Origin of the sequence: Leptolyngbya sp. CCY15150 (assembly GCF_016888135.1) — a bacterium.
Lineage (GTDB): Bacteria > Cyanobacteriota > Cyanobacteriia > RECH01 > RECH01 > RECH01.
This window is the reverse complement of record NZ_JACSWB010000155.1, coordinates 1-19,410: the sequence shown is the minus strand read 5'-3', so window position 1 is coordinate 19,410 and position 19,410 is coordinate 1. Positions and strand designations below refer to the sequence as shown.

Below are 19,410 nucleotides of genomic sequence, written 5' to 3'. Positions count from 1 at the left end.
CAATCAACAACGGCATTTTCGACGTTCCCCTGCAGCTTATTTAGCTAACCTGGAGCAGAAGGCTCTCCAGCTAGTTTTGCCGCCCTAGTTTTTTTTGGCAGGAACATGGTTCTGGTTAGCCTACTATCGCGCTTCCAATCTAGGATGGGACGGGTTTCCTAACTATAAATACTTTGTTTCTCAGATCAACTTAGGTAATGAAAATGTATTGGCGAGTTGGTACTCGTCTATGCTGATATTTCTCCTGGCTATCATGTCGTTTATCTGCTTTATTGCAGATCTCAAAAAGCATAAATCGCAGCGCGATTTTTATCTCTGTTTTGGATGGCTTGTCTTTACTGTTATATTTACGTTTCTGTCATTTGATGAGCTCGGCTCCTTCCATGAGCGGATTGGCATCCTCTATTCTTTAGAATCAGTGGGTCAGGATTCTGCTATTTGGAGCGGACTTGTCAAGCTTCTGATCGGGATGATGGCGGGCGCATTCTCTTTATGGGGCTGGGTCGTGACTCGTCGCTATCCCTATGTTCTCAAACTTATGGTTTTGGGTGTACTGCTCTTACTTTGTGTCGAAATATTTGAACGTATTGAACCCGTGATATGGACACCAGGCTTGGGGCAGGGAGAAATCAATAAGCCGTTAACCTTTACGCTCTTTGAAGAGGGATCAGAAATCTGTAGTTGGTTAAGTTTTAGTGGTGCATTCGGCGTGTATGCCATCTTTGCACTGCGTGACGAGGGCGATCGCCAACAAGCATCCTGTGACCTATCAGTCACAATTCCCCTCAAGACCGGGCTACAAATCGTGGGTAGAGGAGTACTGGCATTAGGTCTAGGGATGATGCTTGTTCAGGTGATGGGCTTAGAGGGTATTTCCGGAGATGATGGAGTCCCTGAAAACTGGTTCCCTAGTGTTTTAGCCATCATCACCTCTCTTTTTTGTGTCCAACTTTGGCATTTAATGTCGCCCCAACGGCGGTTACAAGGATGGCTCTACCTAGGCGTTGGGGCTTTTAGTCTCTTGATGTCTGCATATTATGGGGCAGGAATGCCGGGATGGCGTTCAGATATTTGGGCTCATAGCCGCCAGGTAGGGCTGATGCTGGACGGTAGCTTAAGCGCGATCGCACTCCTGTTAGGGGCATTAATCGCTATACAGGTGAAAACCCGATGGAGCCAAGCTGCCGCGATAGCTTGGGCAATATTACTCAGTCTGGCCGTGTTTGGTGTGGGACGATACTATAAGTCAGGTTTGGTAGATTTCGCAGCGTTTGCCGTGTTACTGCCCTCTTTGCTGACCCATTTGCCGTGCTATGGCGTATCCACAGCCACAGATGCTCAAAAACAAGAGCAAGATAGTCTGACGTTATTACCGTCACAAACTGAAAACCTACCCTATCTGTGAGTCTAGGTTTTGGCTATCTGCCACATCTCTAGGCTAGCTCCTATGGAAGGGTTTGTTATGGTGCCAACGCAGGAGGGTTGGCACCCATCCCTGGCGCTTCTGCGCCAATTGAGGTATGGGCGCAGGAGCGCCGCTTTGGAGCATTCCCACGCTCAGCGTAGGAACGATACTGTAAGCAAAGTGTAACCTTGGATAACAGAGAACTCTTAGTGCAGGAAGTGACGCACGCCGGTCATCACCATGATCAGGCCTAGCTCATTGGCTGCATCAATCGAATCTTGGTCGCGTAAACTGCCGCCGGGCTGAACGATCGCTCGAATGCCAGCTTGGGCCGCCGTGCGCACGGAATCATCGAAGGGGAAGAAACCATCGCTAGCCAAGGTAGCTCCCTGGGCGCGATCGCCTGCCTGGGCTAGAGCAATACTGACGGCACCGACTCGGTTCATCTGCCCTGCGCCTACGCCGAGGGTGGTGCGATCGCGGGTAACCACAATACCGTTCGACTTGACATGCTTGGCCACCCGCCAGGCAAACATCAGTTCCTCCATCTCATCGGTGGAAGGTTTGTGCTCGGTCACCACGCGCCATTCTGCAGGATTGGTGGCATGGTCATCCGCCGCTTGGACGAGTAGACCACCCGCGATCGCCTTCACGGTTTGGGTGGGGCCAGCCTGCAGATCGGGCAAAATCAACACCCGCAGCTTAGACTTAGCCGCCAACACCTCGCGGGCCTCCGGATCGCAGCCTGGAGCCACCACACATTCCAAAAATGTCTTGGTCATGGCCTCCGCCGTGGCCTGATCAATCGGTTGGTTGAGCACCACAATGCCCCCAAAGGCAGACATGGCATCGGCATCAAAGGCCTGGTGATATGCCTGCACCAGGCTATCCCCTAGGGCCACGCCGCAGGGGTTGGTATGCTTGAGAATAGCCACCGCCGGGGTGCGATCGTCGAATTCTTTAATAATCCGCCGCGCTGCTTCTAGATCCACCAAGTTGTTGTAGCTCAACTCCTTACCCTGGAGCTTGTCTGCCGCGGCCCAGCCTGTAGGCACCGTGCCTGTGGTGTACCACAGAGCTGGCTGGTGAGGATTTTCGCCATAGCGCAGGGGCTGATGAGCTTGGCCGATGATGGCGAGACGTTCCGGCAGCACCTCCTGGCCCTCAGCGGAGGCATCCCCCGTCTTGCTGCTCAAGTAGGTAGCGATCGCACAGTCGTAGGTGGCTGTATGCCAGAAGGCCTTCTGCGCGCAGGTTTGGCGAAATGATTGGGAAACATTGCCGTCGTATTGCTCAAACTCGCGCAGGTAAACATCATACTGATCAGGATTGCAGAGCACCGTCAGATGAGCATAGTTTTTTGCCGCCGCCCGCAGCAGCGTTGGGCCACCAATATCAATATTTTCAATGGCATCGACCAGGGTGACATCCGGCTTAGCAATGGTTTGCTCAAACGGATAGAGGTTGACGACCACCAAATCAATCGGCCGGATCTGATTGGCCTCCAAATCCGCCAGATCGTCTGGCAGATTGCGCCGCGCCAAGATGCCGCCGTGGATGCGGGGATGCAGCGTCTTCACCCGTCCACCCAAGATTTCTGGCGATCCCGTGTAGTCTGACACCTTCATCACCGGCAATCCTGCCTGTTTGAGCACCGCCGCCGTGCCGCCACTGCTGACAATATCAAACCCAAAGTCTTCCACCAACCGCCGGGCAAACTCCACCAGGCCTGTCTTGTCTGAGGTGCTAAGCAGTGCTAACCGTGCCATGATTCCGTCCTTTCCAAGTCCAATAATTGCTGTTGACCGTTTGATCTCGGGCGTACCTACAGCGTAAGGATCTTATCGAAAGATGGGCAAATTGCGGGAAGTTTCTTTAGAAAAAGGACGAGGAACGCATACGCTAGGATAAACGATGGTGAGTTATAAACCTAGGAGTACGAGCCCTGAGCCTGAATGCGATCGCCATTCCTTCCGCCTCAACGGAAGCCGCTGGTCTGCTGGTGGGACTGCATGGTTGGGGAGCCAATGCCAAAGACCTAGCCACCTTAGCAGAGTATATGGATCTATCGGACTACGAATTGCTTTTCGTCGATGCCCCCTTTCCCCACCCCCAAGGCTTCGGCGGACGCATGTGGTATGGATTTCCCTTGGGCTATGCCTTTGATACAACCCTCAGCGATCGCGACGACCTAGTCCAAAGTCGCCAGCATTTACACCAGTGGCTGCTGTCCCTAGAAGAGCAAACCGGCATTCCCCTAGGGCGCACCTTTTTAGCGGGCTTCTCCCAGGGTGGAGCCATGGCGTTGGATGTGGGGATGCAGCTCCCCTTGGCGGGCGTCCTAGTCCTCAGCGGCTACCTCCATGGGCCGCTCAATACGCCAGTTCAGCCAGCGCCGCCGACCCTATTGGTGCATGGTCGCCAAGACCAAGTGGTGCCGATTCAAGCCGCCCACCATACCCGCAGTCAGCTAACCGCAGCAGCCGTTCCGCTCACCTATTGCGAATTTGAACGCATGGGTCATGAAATCCAGCCCGCCGTCATGGAACAAATCCAAAGTTTTGTGGCTAGTATAGCCATGGGTTGGGGAGAAACGCCCTAGTATGGGAATAGACAGGCTGCATCGATACGCGATCGCCTATTTGACGTAACCGATGCAGAATTGACAGCGGGGGGAGCCATGACAACACTGCAACACTTTTCAACGCCAGACGTATCGAAGGTAACGGAGGAAGACGTTGCCGAACTAGCCGTACGTCTCGATAAAGATGACTATGCCGATCCCTTTGCCGGATTGAATGATTGGCATCTACTGCGAGCGATCGCTTTCCACCGTCCAGAAATGGTTGAGCCCTACCTTTATTTGCTGGATCTCGAAGCCTACGACGAATCCTAGATTCAGCCGCCACTCATCCCTAGGGATGGGTTAGATAACCGTAGAATCGGGGTGCAGCACTGTACCCCGATTTTGTGCTGCAAGATTGCGCCAAAACTCTCGCGTGCATCCTTGACGTTCGTGTTATGACCCTTCGTCAAGAACATCACGATAGAACATCAACCCATCAAAGTCTCTTTCTCGCTCTGGGAGAGAGATTTAGGGTGAGGGGAACCTGTAGCGGGTAACCCAAGCATTGACATTCAAACCAATTCCATCGGATTCAATCGGAGGGTGGAAATGCCTCAGCGAGTATTAATAGGAGTAGGCGGCGGCATTGCGGCCTATAAAGTTTGTGAAGTAGTCTCTAGCCTGGCCCAATCAGATCGTGACGTGCGGGTGATCATGACGGCAGCGGCCGAGCAGTTTGTCGCGCCCCTCACCTTGGCTACCCTGGCCCGCCACCCCGCCTATGGCGATCGCCATGAATGGACGGGCGATCGCGGCCGACCGCTGCATATTGACCTAGGAGAATGGGCTCAGGTGCTAGTGCTGGCTCCCCTGACGGCCAATACCCTGGGGAAACTGGCCCATGGGTTAGCCGATAACCTGCTCACCAACACGGTTCTAGCCTCCACCTGCCCAGTGCTCCTCGCCCCCGCCATGAATACCGACATGTGGAACCAGGTGAGCGTGCAGCGCAACTGGCAGCAGATTCATCAGGATCCTCGCTACCATGCCGTTGGCCCCGGTGCCGGTCGCTTGGCCTGCGATCGCGTGGGAACAGGACGCATGGCCGAACCGGCGGAGATTCTAGCCCAGGTGCGATCGCTCCTCTATACCCAAGGTCGGCGAGATCTGGTGGGTCGGCATATTCTGATCAGCGCTGGCAGCACCCGCGAATTCCTCGATCCCGTGCGGTTTATTGGCAATCCATCCACGGGCAAAATGGGGATCGCCCTAGCCCAAGCCGCTCTGCATCGCGGCGCAACCGTCACCCTGGTTCATGGCCCCATGGAGGCCGCCCTACAAACCGGCCTCAACGGCGTGGAGCGATCGCCCGTCACCACCGCCGAGGAGATGTACCAAGCCCTGCTCCACCATCTGCCTCGCACCGATTGGTTGATCATGGCCGCCGCCGTTGCCGACGTGAAGCCCGCCCAGACCCATCAACACAAATTACCCAAAGCAGAGCTGCCGGAGAGCCTGCCCTTGGCCAACGTCCCCGACCTGATCGCCACCCTCAAGCAGCACAAACAACCCCACCAGCGGTTTATTGGCTTCGCGGCCCAAACCGGCGATATCGTCACCCCGGCCCTAGACAAACTACAGCGCAAGGGACTGGATGCGATCGCTGCCAACCCCATCGACCAACCCCACAGCGGCTTTGGTAGCGATGATAATCAAGCCATTTTGATCGACGCCCAAGGTCGCCAGCAGGCGATCGCCCCCTGCTCCAAACTGGAGATGGCCCACCAATTACTTGATTTTGTGCAGGATTTGCCCTAAGTCTAAAAAGCAACGTGATGGTGGATCGCGCCGCTTGATCCCTCACCCATCTCCTATCCATCCCACAACTGATCCCACGACCGACCCCACCTGTACATCCTATGTTGACCCTGATTCAGCGGATCTCTGAAACCACCCCCAGCGACCTGCGCCACACCCTGCCCCTCACCGCCGAGGAACGTACCCGCTGCCGCCGCCACCTTGAACCCGAGCCCGGTCTCTCGCTCTACCTCAACCTACCTCGGGGCACCGTGCTCCAGCATGGGGATATTTTGGTGTCTGCCGAGGGCGATCGCGTTCAGATCCTTGCCAAGCCCGAACCCGTGCTCACCGTCACCGCCCACCATCCCCTAGATCTGTTGCGGGCTGCCTACCATCTGGGCAACCGCCACGTGCCCCTAGAGGTCACCCAAGACTATTTGCGCCTGTCACCCGACCCCGTCCTCCAGGATATGCTCCACCACATGGGACTGCACGTTCACCCAGACACCGTCCCCTTCCATCCCGAAACCGGAGCCTACGGCAGCAGCACCCACCATGCCCACTAAATCCACCCAATCCCTGCTGCATTTGCTGCATCTCGCCAGCACAACCCTGCCCGTGGGAGCCTTCAGCTATTCCGAAGGTCTGGAGACCTTGGTGCAAACCAACCAGATTACCCAGGTAGAACAGCTCAAGCATTGGTTGACCCAAGATCTCACCTACGGGGCGATTCGCCTAGAGGGTCTGGCGCTGGTGCAGGCCTATCAGGCCACCCAAGATCAAGACTGGGCCAGCCTAGGTCAATGGAACGACTGGCTATCGGCGGTGCGGGAAAGCTATGAACTGCGCCAACAAAGCTGGATGATGGGGCGATCGCTTGCCCGATTACTCACGACCGTTGCACCGGAGATGCAGACGGCGATCGCGGCCGGGGGTGATCCCTGTAACTTTGCGATCGCCGTGGGGCTGGCCGCCGCCCAATGGCAGATTCCCCGCGACCAAGCCCTGCTAGGCTACCTGCACAGTTGGGCTAGCACGATGATCAATGCGGGCATTAAACTCATCCCCCTCGGACAAACTCCAGGGCAGGAACTGCTGCTATCGCTCTATCCCCAGTTGGAAGAAACCCAGCGCCAAATTCTCGACCAGCTCGATGATCCCAAAAGCTGCGGTTGGGGGTTAGCGATCGCCAGCATGACCCACGAAACCCTCTACTCCCGTCTCTTCCGCAGCTAGTCTAGTCCCCCACAAGTCCCCCACTAGTTCCCCAACCGTCCCATACCGTAGAACGTGTCCAGTCCCATTACCGTCAAGCAGCAGCCATTATGAATCCCTTCCGAGTTGGCATCGCCGGGCCCGTCGGCTCCGGCAAGACCGCCCTAGTAGACGCCCTCTGCAAAGCCCTCCGCGATCGCTACCCCATCGCCGTGGTCACCAATGACATCTACACCCAAGAAGACGCTCAGTTTTTGGTGCGCAGTCAGGCCCTCAGCCGCGATCGCATCATCGGCGTTGAAACCGGCGGCTGTCCCCATACCGCCATCCGTGAAGATGCGTCGATTAACCTGATGGCCATTGAAGACCTGGAACGACGCTTCACCGATCTCGAACTGGTCTTTGTGGAAAGCGGCGGCGACAACCTCGCCTCCACCTTTAGCCCAGAGCTTGTAGACCTCACCCTTTACGTGATTGACGTGGCAGCGGGCGACAAAATTCCCCGAAAGGGCGGCCCCGGCATCACCAAGTCTGACCTGCTGGTGATCAACAAAATTGATCTTGCTCCCATGGTCGGCGCAGATCTAGGCGTCATGGAGCGAGATACCAAAACCATGCGCGGCGATCGCCCCTTTGTATTCACCAACCTCAAACAACAGCAAGGTCTAGACGACATCATCGACTTCATTCAGCTCCATATGGGACGTCCCAATGTAAAGAAACCTTAAGAATCAACGCCGCGATCGCCTGGCATCCGTATGCTCCCGCAGGTAGACGTAGCTAGCTCCACACCAGCACTGTGACCTAAGTCTCTCACCCAATTACGAAATAGTGCCCGTCTAGGGATATCCCCCAAGAGCGATCGCCCCAACGATAAATTCCGCAAAAAAACAAAAAAAGGTAGTAGACAATACAATTACCTGTTAGTTAACCGCCTTAATATCTCTCTGAAATCACTTTACTAACGCTTAACAAGCAAGCTAATCAAGATTCAGTCAGTTCCCCAAGATTTCCGCCAAAACTCTCGTCATAGAGGGCGTTCTGGCGAATTGGGGGCAAAGTTTTTGTACCCTTCTGGGACACAACGACTTAAAAACAAAGCTGGCTTGAAGGCTTCTCTTTATCGGAGTTGCGCTGTCCATCAAGTTACTACGAGTGATGTTTGATACAGCAAAACTCTTTAGCTATTAGTTGATTTTTGATGTGTTTGAGGTTTCAAGGAGAGCTGCATGGCTGAGTCGCGTGACCCTTTAATTAGATTAGGAAACATAGGGCGTCGGAAATTTATCAAATACGGCTCCATAGCCGTCGGTGCAGGCGTACTGAGTGCTTGCACCCGAGGGGAAGCCCCGGCTGCTGACGGTTCTAGCGGCGCTGAGGGTGGTGGAGACACCGTTAAGGTCGGGGTCATGTACTCCACCACAGGAACGATCGCGATCGTTGAAAAGTCCCTACAAGACGCAACCTTCCTAGCAGTTGAGCAAATCAACGGAGGGACAGGCCCTTGGTCTGGTCGCCAAGGCGTTGGCGGCAAGCAGATTGAGATGGTGGTGGTCAACCCCGACTCCAACTGGGATTTGTACAACCAGATGTCCAAGCGCTTGATCGAAGAAGATCAGGTCGTTTGCGTCCTCGGGTGCTACACCTCGGCTAGCCGTAAGTCCGTGCTACCCGTTTTTGAAGAAACAGACTCGCTTCTTTACTACCCGGTCTATTATGAAGGCAACGAATGTAGCTCCAACGTCATCTACACCGGCGCTGCACCCAACCAGCAAATCACCGACTCCATTCCCTACTGCTACGAAAACTTTGGCCCTAAAGGCTTCTTTATCGGATCCGACTACATCTATCCCAAGGAAAGTAACCGGATTGCTAAGGCTGAACTCGAAGCCCTCGGCGGACAGGTGGTCGGCGATGAATATGCTGCCCTAGGTACCACCGAGTTCATCACGATCATCAACAAGATCAAGCAGGCTCAGCCCGACTTCATCCTCAGCAACCTAGTGGGAGACAGTATTCCTGCCTTCTACAGACAGTACAAAGATGCTGGGATCACGGCTGACCAGATCCCCATCATGGCGTATCCCACCACGGAAGAAGAAATTCAAGCCATGGGTGCAGAATATGCTGAAGGTCACTACACCAGTTTCAACTACTTCCAAACCGTAGACACCCCTGAAAACCAAGCCTTTGTTTCAGAATTTAAGGCTAAGTTTGGGGATAACCGAGTCACCAACGGGGTCATGGAAGCCGCCTATCTGCAAACCTTCATCATGGCGCAAGCGATGGAGCAGGTGCTGGCAGCGGGAGACGAAATCAACACAGGCACCCTGCGGGAAGCCACTCGGGGTCAGGTATTCCAAGCACCTCAAGGCACGGTGAAGATTGATCCAGATAACTATCACACCTATCTGTATTCCCGAATTGGACGCTGGGGTGCTGATGGACAAGCCGAGATTGTCTTCGCAACTGAAGCAGCGGTGAAACCCATTCCTTGGAGCCAAGCACTCTATAAAGGGCGCGTCTGCATCCACCCAACTCCCGACGATCGCAGCGATCCGACACAAGAAACTGGACAAGATCTACCAGTCGAACTACTGGAGGTCTAAGTCTCTTCGGGCTAGGGTTCTCGTCGGATCACCCTAGCCCTGTTTATAACGATCACCGTAGCTGGGGCTAACCGTGAATGTTAGATTTTAGTATTTTTCCAACCAACCTCTTCTATTTAGCTCAAGAAGCGGCGGCAGCCGAAACCGGCGGCATCAACTTTTACTCCGTCCTCAACCAATTGTTAAACGGCATTGGGATTGTGGGCATTCTGCTGCTCACAGGGTTAGGGCTCTCCATTACCTTTGGGGTGATGAGAATCATTAACCTAGCCCACGGCGAATTCATCATGCTAGGTGCCTATGTCACCTTCCTGATGCAGTCGATGTTTAACATGGATTTGCTGCTCACCATTCCTTTTGCCTTTCTGGGTGCGGCGCTGATTGGCGCACTCACGGAAGTGACAGTCATTCGGCGGCTGTATGGCAGGCCTCTAGAAACTCTTTTGGCGACTTGGGGCTTAAGTATCGTGCTTCAAGGGGTGATTAAACTAATTTTCACCGCTCAGTTGAAGTATGTCCGATCGCCGTCCTACATCTCAGGAAACCTGTCGCTCATCAACAGCGCTGAAGGTAGTCCTCTGGTTGCCATTTCCTACTACCGCATTTTCATCATTGTTATTGCGCTATTACTTCTCGCCTTAACGACCTATTTACTCTACAAAACACCCCTAGGGCGGCAAGTGCGCGCCGTGGCTCAAAACCGAGAGATGGCCAAGTGTTTGGGTGTAAATACGAGTTTGATTGATCTCCTAACCTTCTCCTATGGCTGTGGTTTAGCGGGCGTTGCTGGAGCGGTTATTTCATCGCTCAAGAGTGTATCGCCACCCATGGGGCAAGACTACCTAGTAGATGCCTGGATGGTGGTGGTCACCGGCGGAGTTGATAAGGTTATCGGCACACTCGCAGGGGCATTTATCATTGGTGAATCGAATGCAGCGATCGCTTATCTGCTGAACGATCCAGTTGCACGCGTGATTGTTCTCGCAGCTGTGATTGTCCTCATTCGCTATCGTCCCGAAGGTTTATTCACGGTTCAGAAACGGGCATAGGGAGCTTAGACATCCTTACGTTATGGTTCTCTGAGGTTCGGTTGGCATTCATGGAGTCATCTTAATGACGCAAGTTTTAGAGGGTAATCAACAGCAGTCTAAACTCCCGATTAAGCTAATCATTATCGGTGGAGTTGTTTTCCTAGGATTCTTTATTTTGCCTTTTATCCTAGGTCGCTTTCAGACAGCACTGATGTCCAAGCTGTTGCTGTTTGGGGTGTTGGGCATCAGTCTTGACCTAGTTTGGGGATTCACTGGCATTCTCAGCTTTGCCCACGGCGTGTTCTTTACCCTAGGGGGATATGCCGTTGCTTATTACCTCAAGCTCAATCTATCCACGGATAGAAATACTTATGGGGTAGAGCTGCCAGACTTCATGGTCTGGAATGGGTTAACAGAGCTGCCCTGGTTTATTGCACCACTCAAGTCATTCCCCGTGGCTCTGATTGCCATGATTGTAGTGCCAGCGCTGTTTGCCTACATCATTGGCTGGTTTATCTTCCGCTCCAAGGTGAGTGGGGTATATATCACCATCATCACCTTGGCAATTTCGTCGGCACTGACCACCTTTTTCATTAGTCAGCAAGCCTACACCGGCGGCACCAATGGCATCACAGATATTGCTCGGCTCAATCTTTTAGGTATTGAGTTCAGCGACATGAACCTTTATTGGGTGATTTTGATCTTTGCCACCCTAGTGCTCGTCGGCAGTTGGCTCTTGACCAAGTCAAACCTAGGCTTGATTCTTCGTTCGATTAATGAAAACGAGCGTCGTATTTCCTACCTTGGCTATGATGTCGCGAGTTTCAAGATATTCATCTGGACTCTATCGGCTGCGATCGCTGGTATTGCAGGAGGACTGTTTGTTCCCCTCAACCAGTTTATTTCTCCAGTCTATCTAGCAGTAGCCTTTGGAACCCAGGTGGTGATTTGGGTTGCGATCGGCGGACGAGGTACGCTCATTGGGCCAGTGATTGCCGCCATTCTGCTCGGACAAGTGCAAAACTATGCCGAGCGGGTTACCCAAGATTGGCAGCTCGTTGTGGGTGTGCTGCTGCTGGTTGTGGTTCTCTTCCTACCCAACGGATTGATGGGTTTGATTCCCGACCGGTTTAGCCTCAATGCCCTGCCCAAAATGATGGCGACAAGCTCTAGTTCATCCGGTCATATTCAGGCAAAGCTACTAGATTGGTTCACGCCATCTAAAGCTTGGTTATCTAATCTAGGTAGTCGAGTTAGTCGAGCCAAAAAGGGGAGCGATCGCTCCCGTCGTTAAATCCCAGGGCAGTCCGTGTTTCTGCCCCCTCTCACACCGTTATTTCATCGTTGTCATCGCTTCCCACAGAGGTTAGTTCCATGGATTCAGTATTATCGGTTAAAGACCTAAAAGTTGTCTTCTCGGGCTTCCAAGCTCTGAAAGGGGTCACGTTAGACGTAGGCGATCGCGAGATTGTGACGATTATTGGCCCCAACGGCGCTGGAAAAAGTACGTTACTAGATGCGATCGTCGGCAAGTCTCCGGTCGCCTCAGGACATGTGTACTATCACGGTCGGGAGATTACCAATAGAAGCCCCCACGAAATTGCCCGCATGGGTCTAGGCCGCAAGTTCCAAAATCCTAACGTCTACAATGGTTTGACGATTTTTGAGAATATCCTGTTAGCCCTCAAAGGAGAGCATGGGATTTTCAGCTCACTCACGTCAAAGCTAACGCGGGCCAAGAAAGATAAGATTGCTTGGGTTCTCGACCGAATTGGTCTTTTGGACAAAGCCTACATGAAGGTTTCATCCCTATCTCATGGTCAGAAACAGTGGGTTGAGATTGGCATGGTAATTGCCCAAGATCCATCCATTATTCTGCTGGATGAACCAACGGCTGGCATGACCTCTGATGAAACCCATCTCACCGGTGAAATCATCAAGATCATCTCTCAAGATCACTCTGTGGTGGTCATTGAGCACGATATGGAATTTGTGAAGCAGATCGCTCAGCGCATCATTGTCTTGCACCAGGGTGAAAAGCTCGCTGAAGGTACCGTATCGGAAGTTCAGAACAATCCTAAGGTCATTGAGGTGTATTTGGGCCGTGAAAGAATCGACGTTGCTGCTTGATTTAACCGATGTAACTGCTGGCTATGGACAAACGCCTGTGCTCTTTGATGTGAGCATGACGATTCATAGAGGAGAAATTGTTTGTTTGTTGGGTAGAAATGGCGTAGGTAAAACTACCCTGCTACGCAGCATTGTTGGGCTAAATAAGGTCAACAAAGGTACTATCATCTTTGATGCGGACGACATTACCAAAGTCCCCACCTACAAACGCACCCGCTATGGCATTGCCTATATTCCTCAAGGTCGAGAGATTATTCCCTATCTATCGGTTCTTGATAACCTCAAGCTAGGTTTAACTGCAAATCGCAATAGCAAATCGCGCAATATTTTGGAGGAAATCTTTGAGTTCTTCCCGATGCTCAAGCAGCATCTGAAGCGCCAAGGTGGACTCTTGAGTGGTGGGCAGCAGCAGCAGTTGGCGATCGCCCGTGGGCTGATGTCTGATCCTCAAATTATTCTGCTGGATGAACCAACGGAAGGCATTCAACCCTCGATCGTCCAGGAGATTGAAACAACTCTGAAACGTATTAATCGGGAAAAAGGAATCACGGTCATGGTGGTTGAGCAAAAGATTGATTTTGCGAAACAACTAGCCCAACGATTCTTCGTCATGGAAAAAGGATCAATCTTAGCTCAAGGGGAAACCTCTGATCTAACAGATGATCTAATTCATCGATATCTAGCTGTTTAGACTAACGCTGATGATCGATTTTCCCAGTCAGGAGTATCTACACTCCTGACTGGGCTATATCTCAAGGTCATATCCTAGCTATCCAAGAGTTACCCCCTTTTCACAGCATGTTGCCGCTCTTGAATTAGTTCAACCGTTGCCAACGAAATCATTATCTATTACCTCAAATAGGATTTTTTAGAAGGATTTAATATCTGGCTATTAGATCCAAAACTTTTTACATCACAGGCTTTATGACTAGCTCTGTGATGATTTTAGCGACATTAATTAGCACCACAAAAAATATCTCAACCAGCCAAAAGCTTTATAGATTAAGCGCTTGGGCATATATTTTAGTTAGAAATAAAGGTCAATGATTGATATTTAAACTAAGCTCTTGATCAGTTTTTTATTCCCTATGAAATACTTAGTTTTAGGACTTTCAACCTGTCAACACATGTGATACTGTTCATGTATTCAGATATTAAGCATTGAGTCCGTTCAACATAATCATGAATTAAGGAGTTTCCTATGCCTGAAGTTCTATTTAAAGTCGATCTGACCAAGCCGATGGATCAGCAAGAGATGCCCGGTCATAACCGCTGGCACCCTGATATTCCAGCCGTAGCATCGGTTAATCCAGGAGATGTATTCCGGATTGAATGTAAAGACTGGACAGATGGTCAGATTAAGAACGATGACAACCCAGATGACATCCGTGATGTTGACCTAACAGTTGTTCACGTCCTCAGTGGCCCTATCTGGGTGAACGGTGCAGAGCCAGGAGATATCTTAGTTGTTGACCTGCTCGACATTGGCGCTCTACAAGGCGATGAATGGGGCTTTACCGGTATCTTTGCCAAAAATAATGGTGGTGGATTCTTAACCGATCACTACCCTAATGCAGCCAAAGCTATTTGGGACTTGCAAGGTATCTATACATCCTCTCGCCATATTCCGGGCGTGCGGTTTGCTGGCATCACCCACCCTGGACTGATTGGCTGTGCTCCCTCCCACGAATTACTAGCCAAGTGGAATAAGCGGGAATCTGAACTGGTTGCTACAGCGCCTGACCTGCGTACTTACGGTGCTGGACTATCGGGCGACCAACCCGTACTGGCTGCCTTACCTAACCCTACCAATGCTATTCTCGGCTCACTCCCCAAGGGTGACTACGATCGCGTGGCAGCAGAGGCCGCTCGCACCGTTCCGCCCCGCGAACATGGCGGAAACTGCGACATTAAGAATCTCTCTCGGGGTACAAAAATTTACTTCCCCGTCTACGTGGAGGGAGCTAAGCTATCCATGGGTGATATTCACTTCTCCCAAGGGGATGGTGAAATTTCCTTCTGTGGTGCGATTGAGATGTCGGGCTATATTGACCTGCATGTCGATATCATCAAAGGCGGCATGGAAAAGTATGCGATGGTTAACCCCATCTTCAAGCCCGGCCCCGTCGAGCCGCGTTACTCAGAATATCTTGTCTTTGAAGGTATTTCTGTAGATGAGTTTACGGGTAAGCAGTACTACATGGATGTGCATATTGCCTACCGTCAAGCTTGCTTGAATGCGATCGAATACTTGAAAAAGTTTGGATTGACAGGAGAACAAGCTTATCTGTTGTTAAGCTGTGCGCCGGTTGAGGGTCGAATCAGCGGCATTGTAGATATTCCCAATGCCTGCTGTACCTTAGCCATTCCGACGGAAATCTTTGACCAAGATATCCTTCCTTGTTAACGTATCTGGTTGAGAGAGGTAGTCATGCCACTTTACGAATTTCGATGTGCAGACTGCGGGCCGTTTGAGCAATGGCGCGCGATGGCAGAAGCCAAGAACCCCATGCATTGTCCTGAGTGCCATGAGGTTGCTAAGCGAATTTTTTCTGCACCCAGCGTCATGCTGAACTCATCGTTTCGCCTGCGGGAAAAACCGAGCGCTGAACCGAAGTTAGTCAAGCGGGAAGAGCGGGAACCTGCAGCGAACAAATACACCAACCACACCGCAGGTCGTCCTTGGATGTTGAATCACTAGCGATTCACCAGTCTTGAGCAGCTCTGAATCAATATCTCTAGTCAGTTGGGACGTAGATAACTATGCTCCCAACTTTTTTCATGGGATCAAGCTTCAACGGAGGGGGTGCGGTAAGGCGCAAAGAACTAGGGTAGAGCAGTGCTGAGGGGCGCATCAAGCTATGACCTGATCAAGCAGCGATCGCTTCCCCAGTCACCCAGAACTGCTGTCCCATATTGCTTTCTCGATCAACACCTTAGAACTGCTGTCCCATTAGAACTGCTGTCCCACATAGATCGAGCGCACATCTCCATTGCGACGCACGATCGCTTCCTGGTTGGTGATAGAGACCAGCGTCCAGCCGCTGCTGCCAATACTTTCGCCCACATAGACCCGCTGGGTGTTGCCAGCAATGTCGAACAACGCCGCCGAGCGATCGCCCAGTTCCAAAACACCGACCAGCGTATGCACCACTCTTGCAGCCGTGGGTGAGGCTTCCTCCGACGATAGGCGCGGCGCGGCGTCAGAGGATGGGGCTGGCGTAGTGGTGGGAGCCTGAGTGGGGGCGGTTGTAGGCGCTGTTGTGGGGGCTGGCGCTGCCGCTGTTTGTGGGGGTTGATATACGGGAATGTAGACCCGCTCTAGGACACCAGCCTGCTGCCCGGCTCCGGCTGGACTACCGGCAACTGGAACGCTCGGCAGTTGGTCATCAGGAGCGATCGCCACGGTTGATGAGTCGGAATCGCCCGCCCGACGGTTAATAGCATTGAGAGACCGCTGCATGTAGGTTGCAAATTCTTGGTTCTCGGGGGTGGCGGTGCTTACGGGATTCGTGGTGGAAGAGGTGGGAGCGATCGCCCGTGATTGCACATAGTAGGCAACGCCAACCACGGTCAACACCACAATCGAAATCCCGGTCGTCGCCATCATCAGCGCATCTAACCAGGTGCGCTGGGCAGGCTCGGGGGGCACGGTGTCGTCCACCAAAGGCTCAGTCAGCTCATAGGGCTCCGGTTCTGGGGGAGCCAGATCTAAATCGGTGTCGTCCACCTGGGGCGGCACCACAGCCAGATCCTGCGTGACTGGAGCCGGGGGCTGGGGAGCAGCGATCGCCGCCTCGGGTTCGGGGCCCAACAGGCCTTCCACATCCTCAAACAACTCGTCCATCAGGCGATCGGCATAGCGATCCACTGAAAAAAGAGACTGGGTGGCTGCAGGTGCCTCTGCATCAGGGGCAGGAGCTAGAGCTGGTGGATAGGTGGAGGTATCGTTCGACATGCTGAGTAAACCCGAGTTAACAAAATAGAGTGCGAGCGATCGCTTGGGGAATAGGGGATCTCCATATTCACCTCAACCCAACGGTGCAAGGCTACCCTATCCATGCCTCAAAACTTAACAGGATCATAGCCTGCTCGCCCAGGTTTTGATGCAATTTGACATCGTTATATGCAGCTTTGGAGCCAACCTGGTCTCAATACCCCATAGTTGTAACCCAGAGTGCTGATTTACGCTAGCGGGAACCGCCCTAGGCCGGGGTATCAAATGTCGGCAAGTGGGATAAAGTTTGCCATGATTAAAACTGTTGGCAAGTAGCAGATCCCTATGACTATTCTCTTAGCAGGCGATATTGGCGGTACCAAGACTATTTTGCGATTGGTGCAGACCGAGGGCGATCGCCTGACCACCTTGGGTGAGCAGACCTACGCCAGCGGCGAATTTGCCGACTTGGTTCCCATGGTGCATCGGTTTTTGCGCGATATCCAGATGACGGAAACACCACCAGTCAATGCCTGTTTTGCCATTGCTGGCCCGGTGGTGAACAACACTTCCGCCCTCACCAACCTTTCCTGGTCTCTGGAGGGCGATCGCCTGGAAGACGAACTCGATCTTCAGCATGTGCAGCTGATCAACGACTTTGCGGCCGTCGGCTATGGCGTATTGGGCTTAACCGCCGATGACCTCCATACCCTCCAGCCAGGGCAGCCCGATCCATCTGCGCCGATCGCGGTGATTGGGGCCGGCACCGGTTTGGGTCAAGGGTTTTTGGTCGCCACTGGCGATGATCACCGCATCTTCCCCTCGGAGGGTGGCCATGCCGACTTTGCGCCGCGCTCGGAGCTAGAGTTTCAGCTTTTAAAGTATTTGCTGGAAAAAAACCAAATTACCCGCATTTCTGCCGAGCGGGTGGTTTCGGGGCAGGGCATTGTCGCCATCTATCAATTCCTGCGCGATCGCCAAGCTGCCCAAGAGTCGCCTGAGATGGCCGAGATCATGCTCACCTGGGAGCAGGAAATCGGCAAAGCTGAGAAATCGGTGGATCCGGCCGCCGCCATTTCTCAAGCCGCCGCCCAAAAAGACCATCTCTGCGAACAAACCATGCAGCTTTTTATCGGCGCTTATGGGGCAGAAGCCGGTAACCTAGCCCTGAAGCTCTTGCCCTACGGCGGTTTATACATTGCCGGGGGCATTGCCGCTAAGAATTTAGAGCTGATGAGCAACGGCTGTTTTATGCAGGCCTTGCAAAGTAAAGGACGGGTGAGCAAACTCCTCGACCAAGTGCCGGTGCATGTGGTGCTGAATCCCAGGGTCGGGTTAATTGGGGCTGCCCTGCGGGCATCTCGACTCTAGCGGCCGGGCGATCGCTTCAGTCCACCCACAAGAGCGATCGCTAGGGATAAACCAGCCCCCAACCAAAACACCTGAATACCGCCATACTTCCAAACGGGCCCCAGGAGCAAGGGAGAGATAAACTGCCCTAGGTTAGCCATGCCGGTGCCAATGGCCAACACACTGGTGCGCAGGTCATTGGTGGTGAGGATGGCCAGGGAATCGTAAAGGTTGGGCATGACGAGACCATAGCCCAGACCAAAGCCCACCGCCGTTAGCAAAATCACCGGCACTTGGGTCAAAAACGGAATGGTCATCAGCATCAGCGCCATCAGCAAAAATCCCGTGGCGATCGCCTTGGATCGACCAATCCATTTCGCCAAACGGCTAGCGCCCACCGCCGAGATAATCGCCGCCCCAATGGCCCGAGCCGCCAAAATCGCTCCGTTCACCGTTGGGTCGGCATCAATGGCCTGCTTATAGAACAGCGGCGCGTAGACAATCACAACATAAAAAACTGCCGAGGCCAGCAGCAGCGTGGCCAGCAGCATGACGATACTCGGTCGCCGCAGCATCCGCAGCAGTTCTTGGCGCTGCTCGCCTTGGGGCAGGGCAATGCCACCCCCCGGAGCCGTTTCCCGTTCAGGAATAATTAGCACCACAGCGATCGCTGTTGGAATGCCCAAGCCGTAGAGCCAAAAGGCATACTGCCACTGAAACGTTCCTAGCCAACCGCCCAACAGCGGGAAGAAAATGCTGGTGGTGGCCAGAGCGCTGGTGGCATAGCCCAACATCCGCGATCGCGCCTCCCCGTCATACAGGGTGCTGAGCAGACCGATGCTCGCCGCCGCAATGCCGCCGCTAGCAATGCCCACCAGCGCCCGCACCGCCAACATGCCCCAAAATCCTGATGCCAGCGCCCCCGCCATGCCAAACACCGCATAGGCTACCAGAGCCGGCACCAGCACCTGCCGCTTGCCGAGACGATCCGACAAAATGCCAAACACTGGGCTAAAGAGCGCTGTCGTCAAAGTATGCATACTCACCAAGAGCCCAGCCCATTGGGGATCGACCCGCAGCGACTCCACCACCTCCGGAAACACCGGAGACACCACTCCCCCGGTCATAGCCGTCAGCGTTCCTGCTGCCAGCAAAACGGCTAAGAGAGGTAGAGGCTGACGAGGCAAGGAATTCCCTGACGAATTAGACACGAGGCTTCAACAATCCAGTACACATCAGCACTATCTTTGCACGGCCCTGCGCCCCGCTGCAGCAATTCTCAGTATGACAAAAGGCTGTTCAAGTCCTGGGAATGGCAGTAGTGTAGTGATATCTGAGAGCGCCAAGAGAGCCAGAGTCGTTGAAAG

18 protein-coding genes are annotated in these 19,410 nt (G+C 53.2%); 15 read left to right on the top strand and 3 right to left on the bottom strand.

Features of this window, described 5'->3' with window-relative positions; translation table 11 throughout:
- Nucleotides 1–94 precede the first annotated feature (94 nt).
- On the top strand, nt 95–1,405 hold the full coding sequence (locus tag JUJ53_RS07315) for a hypothetical protein (protein ID WP_204151338.1): 1,311 nt from the start codon (nt 95–97) through the stop codon (nt 1,403–1,405).
- A 206-nt stretch (nt 1,406–1,611) separates the two neighbouring features.
- On the opposite strand, the gene purH is transcribed toward JUJ53_RS07315, so the two are convergent.
- Nucleotides 1,612–3,174, bottom strand: coding sequence for a bifunctional phosphoribosylaminoimidazolecarboxamide formyltransferase/IMP cyclohydrolase (purH, locus tag JUJ53_RS07310; protein WP_204151337.1), 1,563 nt, complete (start codon nt 3,172–3,174; stop codon nt 1,612–1,614).
- 155 nt (nt 3,175–3,329) lie between these two features.
- Between purH and JUJ53_RS07305 the strand changes: the two genes are divergently transcribed.
- The 13 genes from JUJ53_RS07305 (at nt 3,330) to JUJ53_RS07245 (ending at nt 15,457) form a co-directional block, all read left to right on the top strand.
- Nucleotides 3,330–4,007 (top strand): dienelactone hydrolase family protein, encoded by a 678-nt coding sequence (locus JUJ53_RS07305; RefSeq protein ID WP_343327910.1) that lies wholly within the window; start codon nt 3,330–3,332, stop codon nt 4,005–4,007.
- 78 nt (nt 4,008–4,085) lie between these two features.
- Nucleotides 4,086–4,301, top strand: coding sequence for a DUF2555 domain-containing protein (locus JUJ53_RS07300; protein WP_204151336.1), 216 nt, complete (start codon nt 4,086–4,088; stop codon nt 4,299–4,301).
- A gap of 279 nt (nt 4,302–4,580) precedes the next feature.
- A complete protein-coding gene (gene coaBC, locus JUJ53_RS07295; protein WP_239124853.1) occupies nt 4,581–5,789 on the top strand; it encodes a bifunctional phosphopantothenoylcysteine decarboxylase/phosphopantothenate--cysteine ligase CoaBC in 1,209 nt (402 codons plus the stop codon).
- Between the two features lie 101 nt (nt 5,790–5,890).
- Nucleotides 5,891–6,337, top strand: coding sequence for an urease accessory protein UreE (gene ureE, locus JUJ53_RS07290; RefSeq protein WP_204151334.1), 447 nt, complete (start codon nt 5,891–5,893; stop codon nt 6,335–6,337).
- The gene (locus JUJ53_RS07285) at nt 6,327–7,007 is read left to right on the top strand and encodes an urease accessory protein UreF (protein ID WP_204151333.1); all 681 of its coding nucleotides are present in this window, start codon (nt 6,327–6,329) and stop codon (nt 7,005–7,007) included. The genes ureE and JUJ53_RS07285 overlap by 11 nt, the downstream gene beginning before the upstream one ends.
- 89 nt (nt 7,008–7,096) lie before the next feature.
- On the top strand, nt 7,097–7,714 hold the full coding sequence (gene ureG / locus JUJ53_RS07280; protein ID WP_204151332.1) for an urease accessory protein UreG: 618 nt from the start codon (nt 7,097–7,099) through the stop codon (nt 7,712–7,714).
- 501 nt (nt 7,715–8,215) lie between these two features.
- The gene (locus tag JUJ53_RS07275; protein ID WP_204151331.1) at nt 8,216–9,595 is read left to right on the top strand and encodes an ABC transporter substrate-binding protein; all 1,380 of its coding nucleotides are present in this window, start codon (nt 8,216–8,218) and stop codon (nt 9,593–9,595) included.
- Nucleotides 9,596–9,672: 77 nt separating this feature from the next.
- The gene (gene urtB / locus JUJ53_RS07270; RefSeq protein ID WP_204151330.1) at nt 9,673–10,644 is read left to right on the top strand and encodes an urea ABC transporter permease subunit UrtB; all 972 of its coding nucleotides are present in this window, start codon (nt 9,673–9,675) and stop codon (nt 10,642–10,644) included.
- 64 nt (nt 10,645–10,708) lie between these two features.
- On the top strand, nt 10,709–11,920 hold the full coding sequence (gene urtC, locus JUJ53_RS07265) for an urea ABC transporter permease subunit UrtC (protein ID WP_204151329.1): 1,212 nt from the start codon (nt 10,709–10,711) through the stop codon (nt 11,918–11,920).
- Between the two features lie 80 nt (nt 11,921–12,000).
- Nucleotides 12,001–12,756: an urea ABC transporter ATP-binding protein UrtD gene (urtD, locus tag JUJ53_RS07260; RefSeq protein WP_204151328.1), complete on the top strand. Its 756-nt coding sequence runs from the start codon at nt 12,001–12,003 to the stop codon at nt 12,754–12,756.
- On the top strand, nt 12,731–13,447 hold the full coding sequence (gene urtE, locus JUJ53_RS07255; protein ID WP_343327909.1) for an urea ABC transporter ATP-binding subunit UrtE: 717 nt from the start codon (nt 12,731–12,733) through the stop codon (nt 13,445–13,447). The genes urtD and urtE overlap by 26 nt, the downstream gene beginning before the upstream one ends.
- Before the next feature lie 510 nt (nt 13,448–13,957).
- Nucleotides 13,958–15,163 carry a formamidase gene (gene fmdA, locus JUJ53_RS07250; RefSeq protein ID WP_204151327.1) on the top strand — a complete coding sequence of 402 codons (1,206 nt, stop codon included), beginning with the start codon at nt 13,958–13,960 and terminating at the stop codon, nt 15,161–15,163.
- 24 nt (nt 15,164–15,187) lie between these two features.
- Nucleotides 15,188–15,457 carry a zinc ribbon domain-containing protein gene (locus JUJ53_RS07245; RefSeq protein WP_204151326.1) on the top strand — a complete coding sequence of 90 codons (270 nt, stop codon included), beginning with the start codon at nt 15,188–15,190 and terminating at the stop codon, nt 15,455–15,457.
- A gap of 252 nt (nt 15,458–15,709) precedes the next feature.
- On the opposite strand, the gene JUJ53_RS07240 is transcribed toward JUJ53_RS07245, so the two are convergent.
- Nucleotides 15,710–16,714, bottom strand: coding sequence for a hypothetical protein (locus tag JUJ53_RS07240; RefSeq protein WP_204151325.1), 1,005 nt, complete (start codon nt 16,712–16,714; stop codon nt 15,710–15,712).
- Nucleotides 16,715–17,038: 324 nt separating this feature from the next.
- Here JUJ53_RS07240 and JUJ53_RS07235 point away from each other — a divergent pair, with 324 nt between their 5' ends.
- Nucleotides 17,039–18,064, top strand: a complete 1,026-nt coding sequence (locus tag JUJ53_RS07235) for a glucokinase (RefSeq protein WP_204151324.1) — start codon at nt 17,039–17,041, stop codon at nt 18,062–18,064.
- Here the strand turns inward: JUJ53_RS07235 and JUJ53_RS07230 are convergent.
- Nucleotides 18,061–19,254, bottom strand: a complete 1,194-nt coding sequence (locus tag JUJ53_RS07230) for an MFS transporter (RefSeq protein WP_343327908.1) — start codon at nt 19,252–19,254, stop codon at nt 18,061–18,063. The genes JUJ53_RS07235 and JUJ53_RS07230 overlap by 4 nt on opposite strands.
- Nucleotides 19,255–19,410: the final 156 nt, after the last annotated feature.

Coding starts and splice junctions, on each gene's coding strand:
- purH (WP_204151337.1), bottom strand. CDS start 3,174: ATGGCACGGTTAGCACTGCTTAGCACCTCAGACAAGACAGGCCTGGTG.
- JUJ53_RS07300 (WP_204151336.1), top strand. CDS start 4,086: ATGACAACACTGCAACACTTTTCAACGCCAGACGTATCGAAGGTAACG.
- coaBC (WP_239124853.1), top strand. CDS start 4,581: ATGCCTCAGCGAGTATTAATAGGAGTAGGCGGCGGCATTGCGGCCTAT.
- ureE (WP_204151334.1), top strand. CDS start 5,891: ATGTTGACCCTGATTCAGCGGATCTCTGAAACCACCCCCAGCGACCTG.
- JUJ53_RS07285 (WP_204151333.1), top strand. CDS start 6,327: ATGCCCACTAAATCCACCCAATCCCTGCTGCATTTGCTGCATCTCGCC.
- ureG (WP_204151332.1), top strand. CDS start 7,097: ATGAATCCCTTCCGAGTTGGCATCGCCGGGCCCGTCGGCTCCGGCAAG.
- JUJ53_RS07275 (WP_204151331.1), top strand. CDS start 8,216: ATGGCTGAGTCGCGTGACCCTTTAATTAGATTAGGAAACATAGGGCGT.
- urtB (WP_204151330.1), top strand. CDS start 9,673: ATGTTAGATTTTAGTATTTTTCCAACCAACCTCTTCTATTTAGCTCAA.
- urtC (WP_204151329.1), top strand. CDS start 10,709: ATGACGCAAGTTTTAGAGGGTAATCAACAGCAGTCTAAACTCCCGATT.
- urtD (WP_204151328.1), top strand. CDS start 12,001: ATGGATTCAGTATTATCGGTTAAAGACCTAAAAGTTGTCTTCTCGGGC.
- fmdA (WP_204151327.1), top strand. CDS start 13,958: ATGCCTGAAGTTCTATTTAAAGTCGATCTGACCAAGCCGATGGATCAG.
- JUJ53_RS07245 (WP_204151326.1), top strand. CDS start 15,188: ATGCCACTTTACGAATTTCGATGTGCAGACTGCGGGCCGTTTGAGCAA.
- JUJ53_RS07240 (WP_204151325.1), bottom strand. CDS start 16,714: ATGTCGAACGATACCTCCACCTATCCACCAGCTCTAGCTCCTGCCCCT.
- JUJ53_RS07235 (WP_204151324.1), top strand. CDS start 17,039: ATGACTATTCTCTTAGCAGGCGATATTGGCGGTACCAAGACTATTTTG.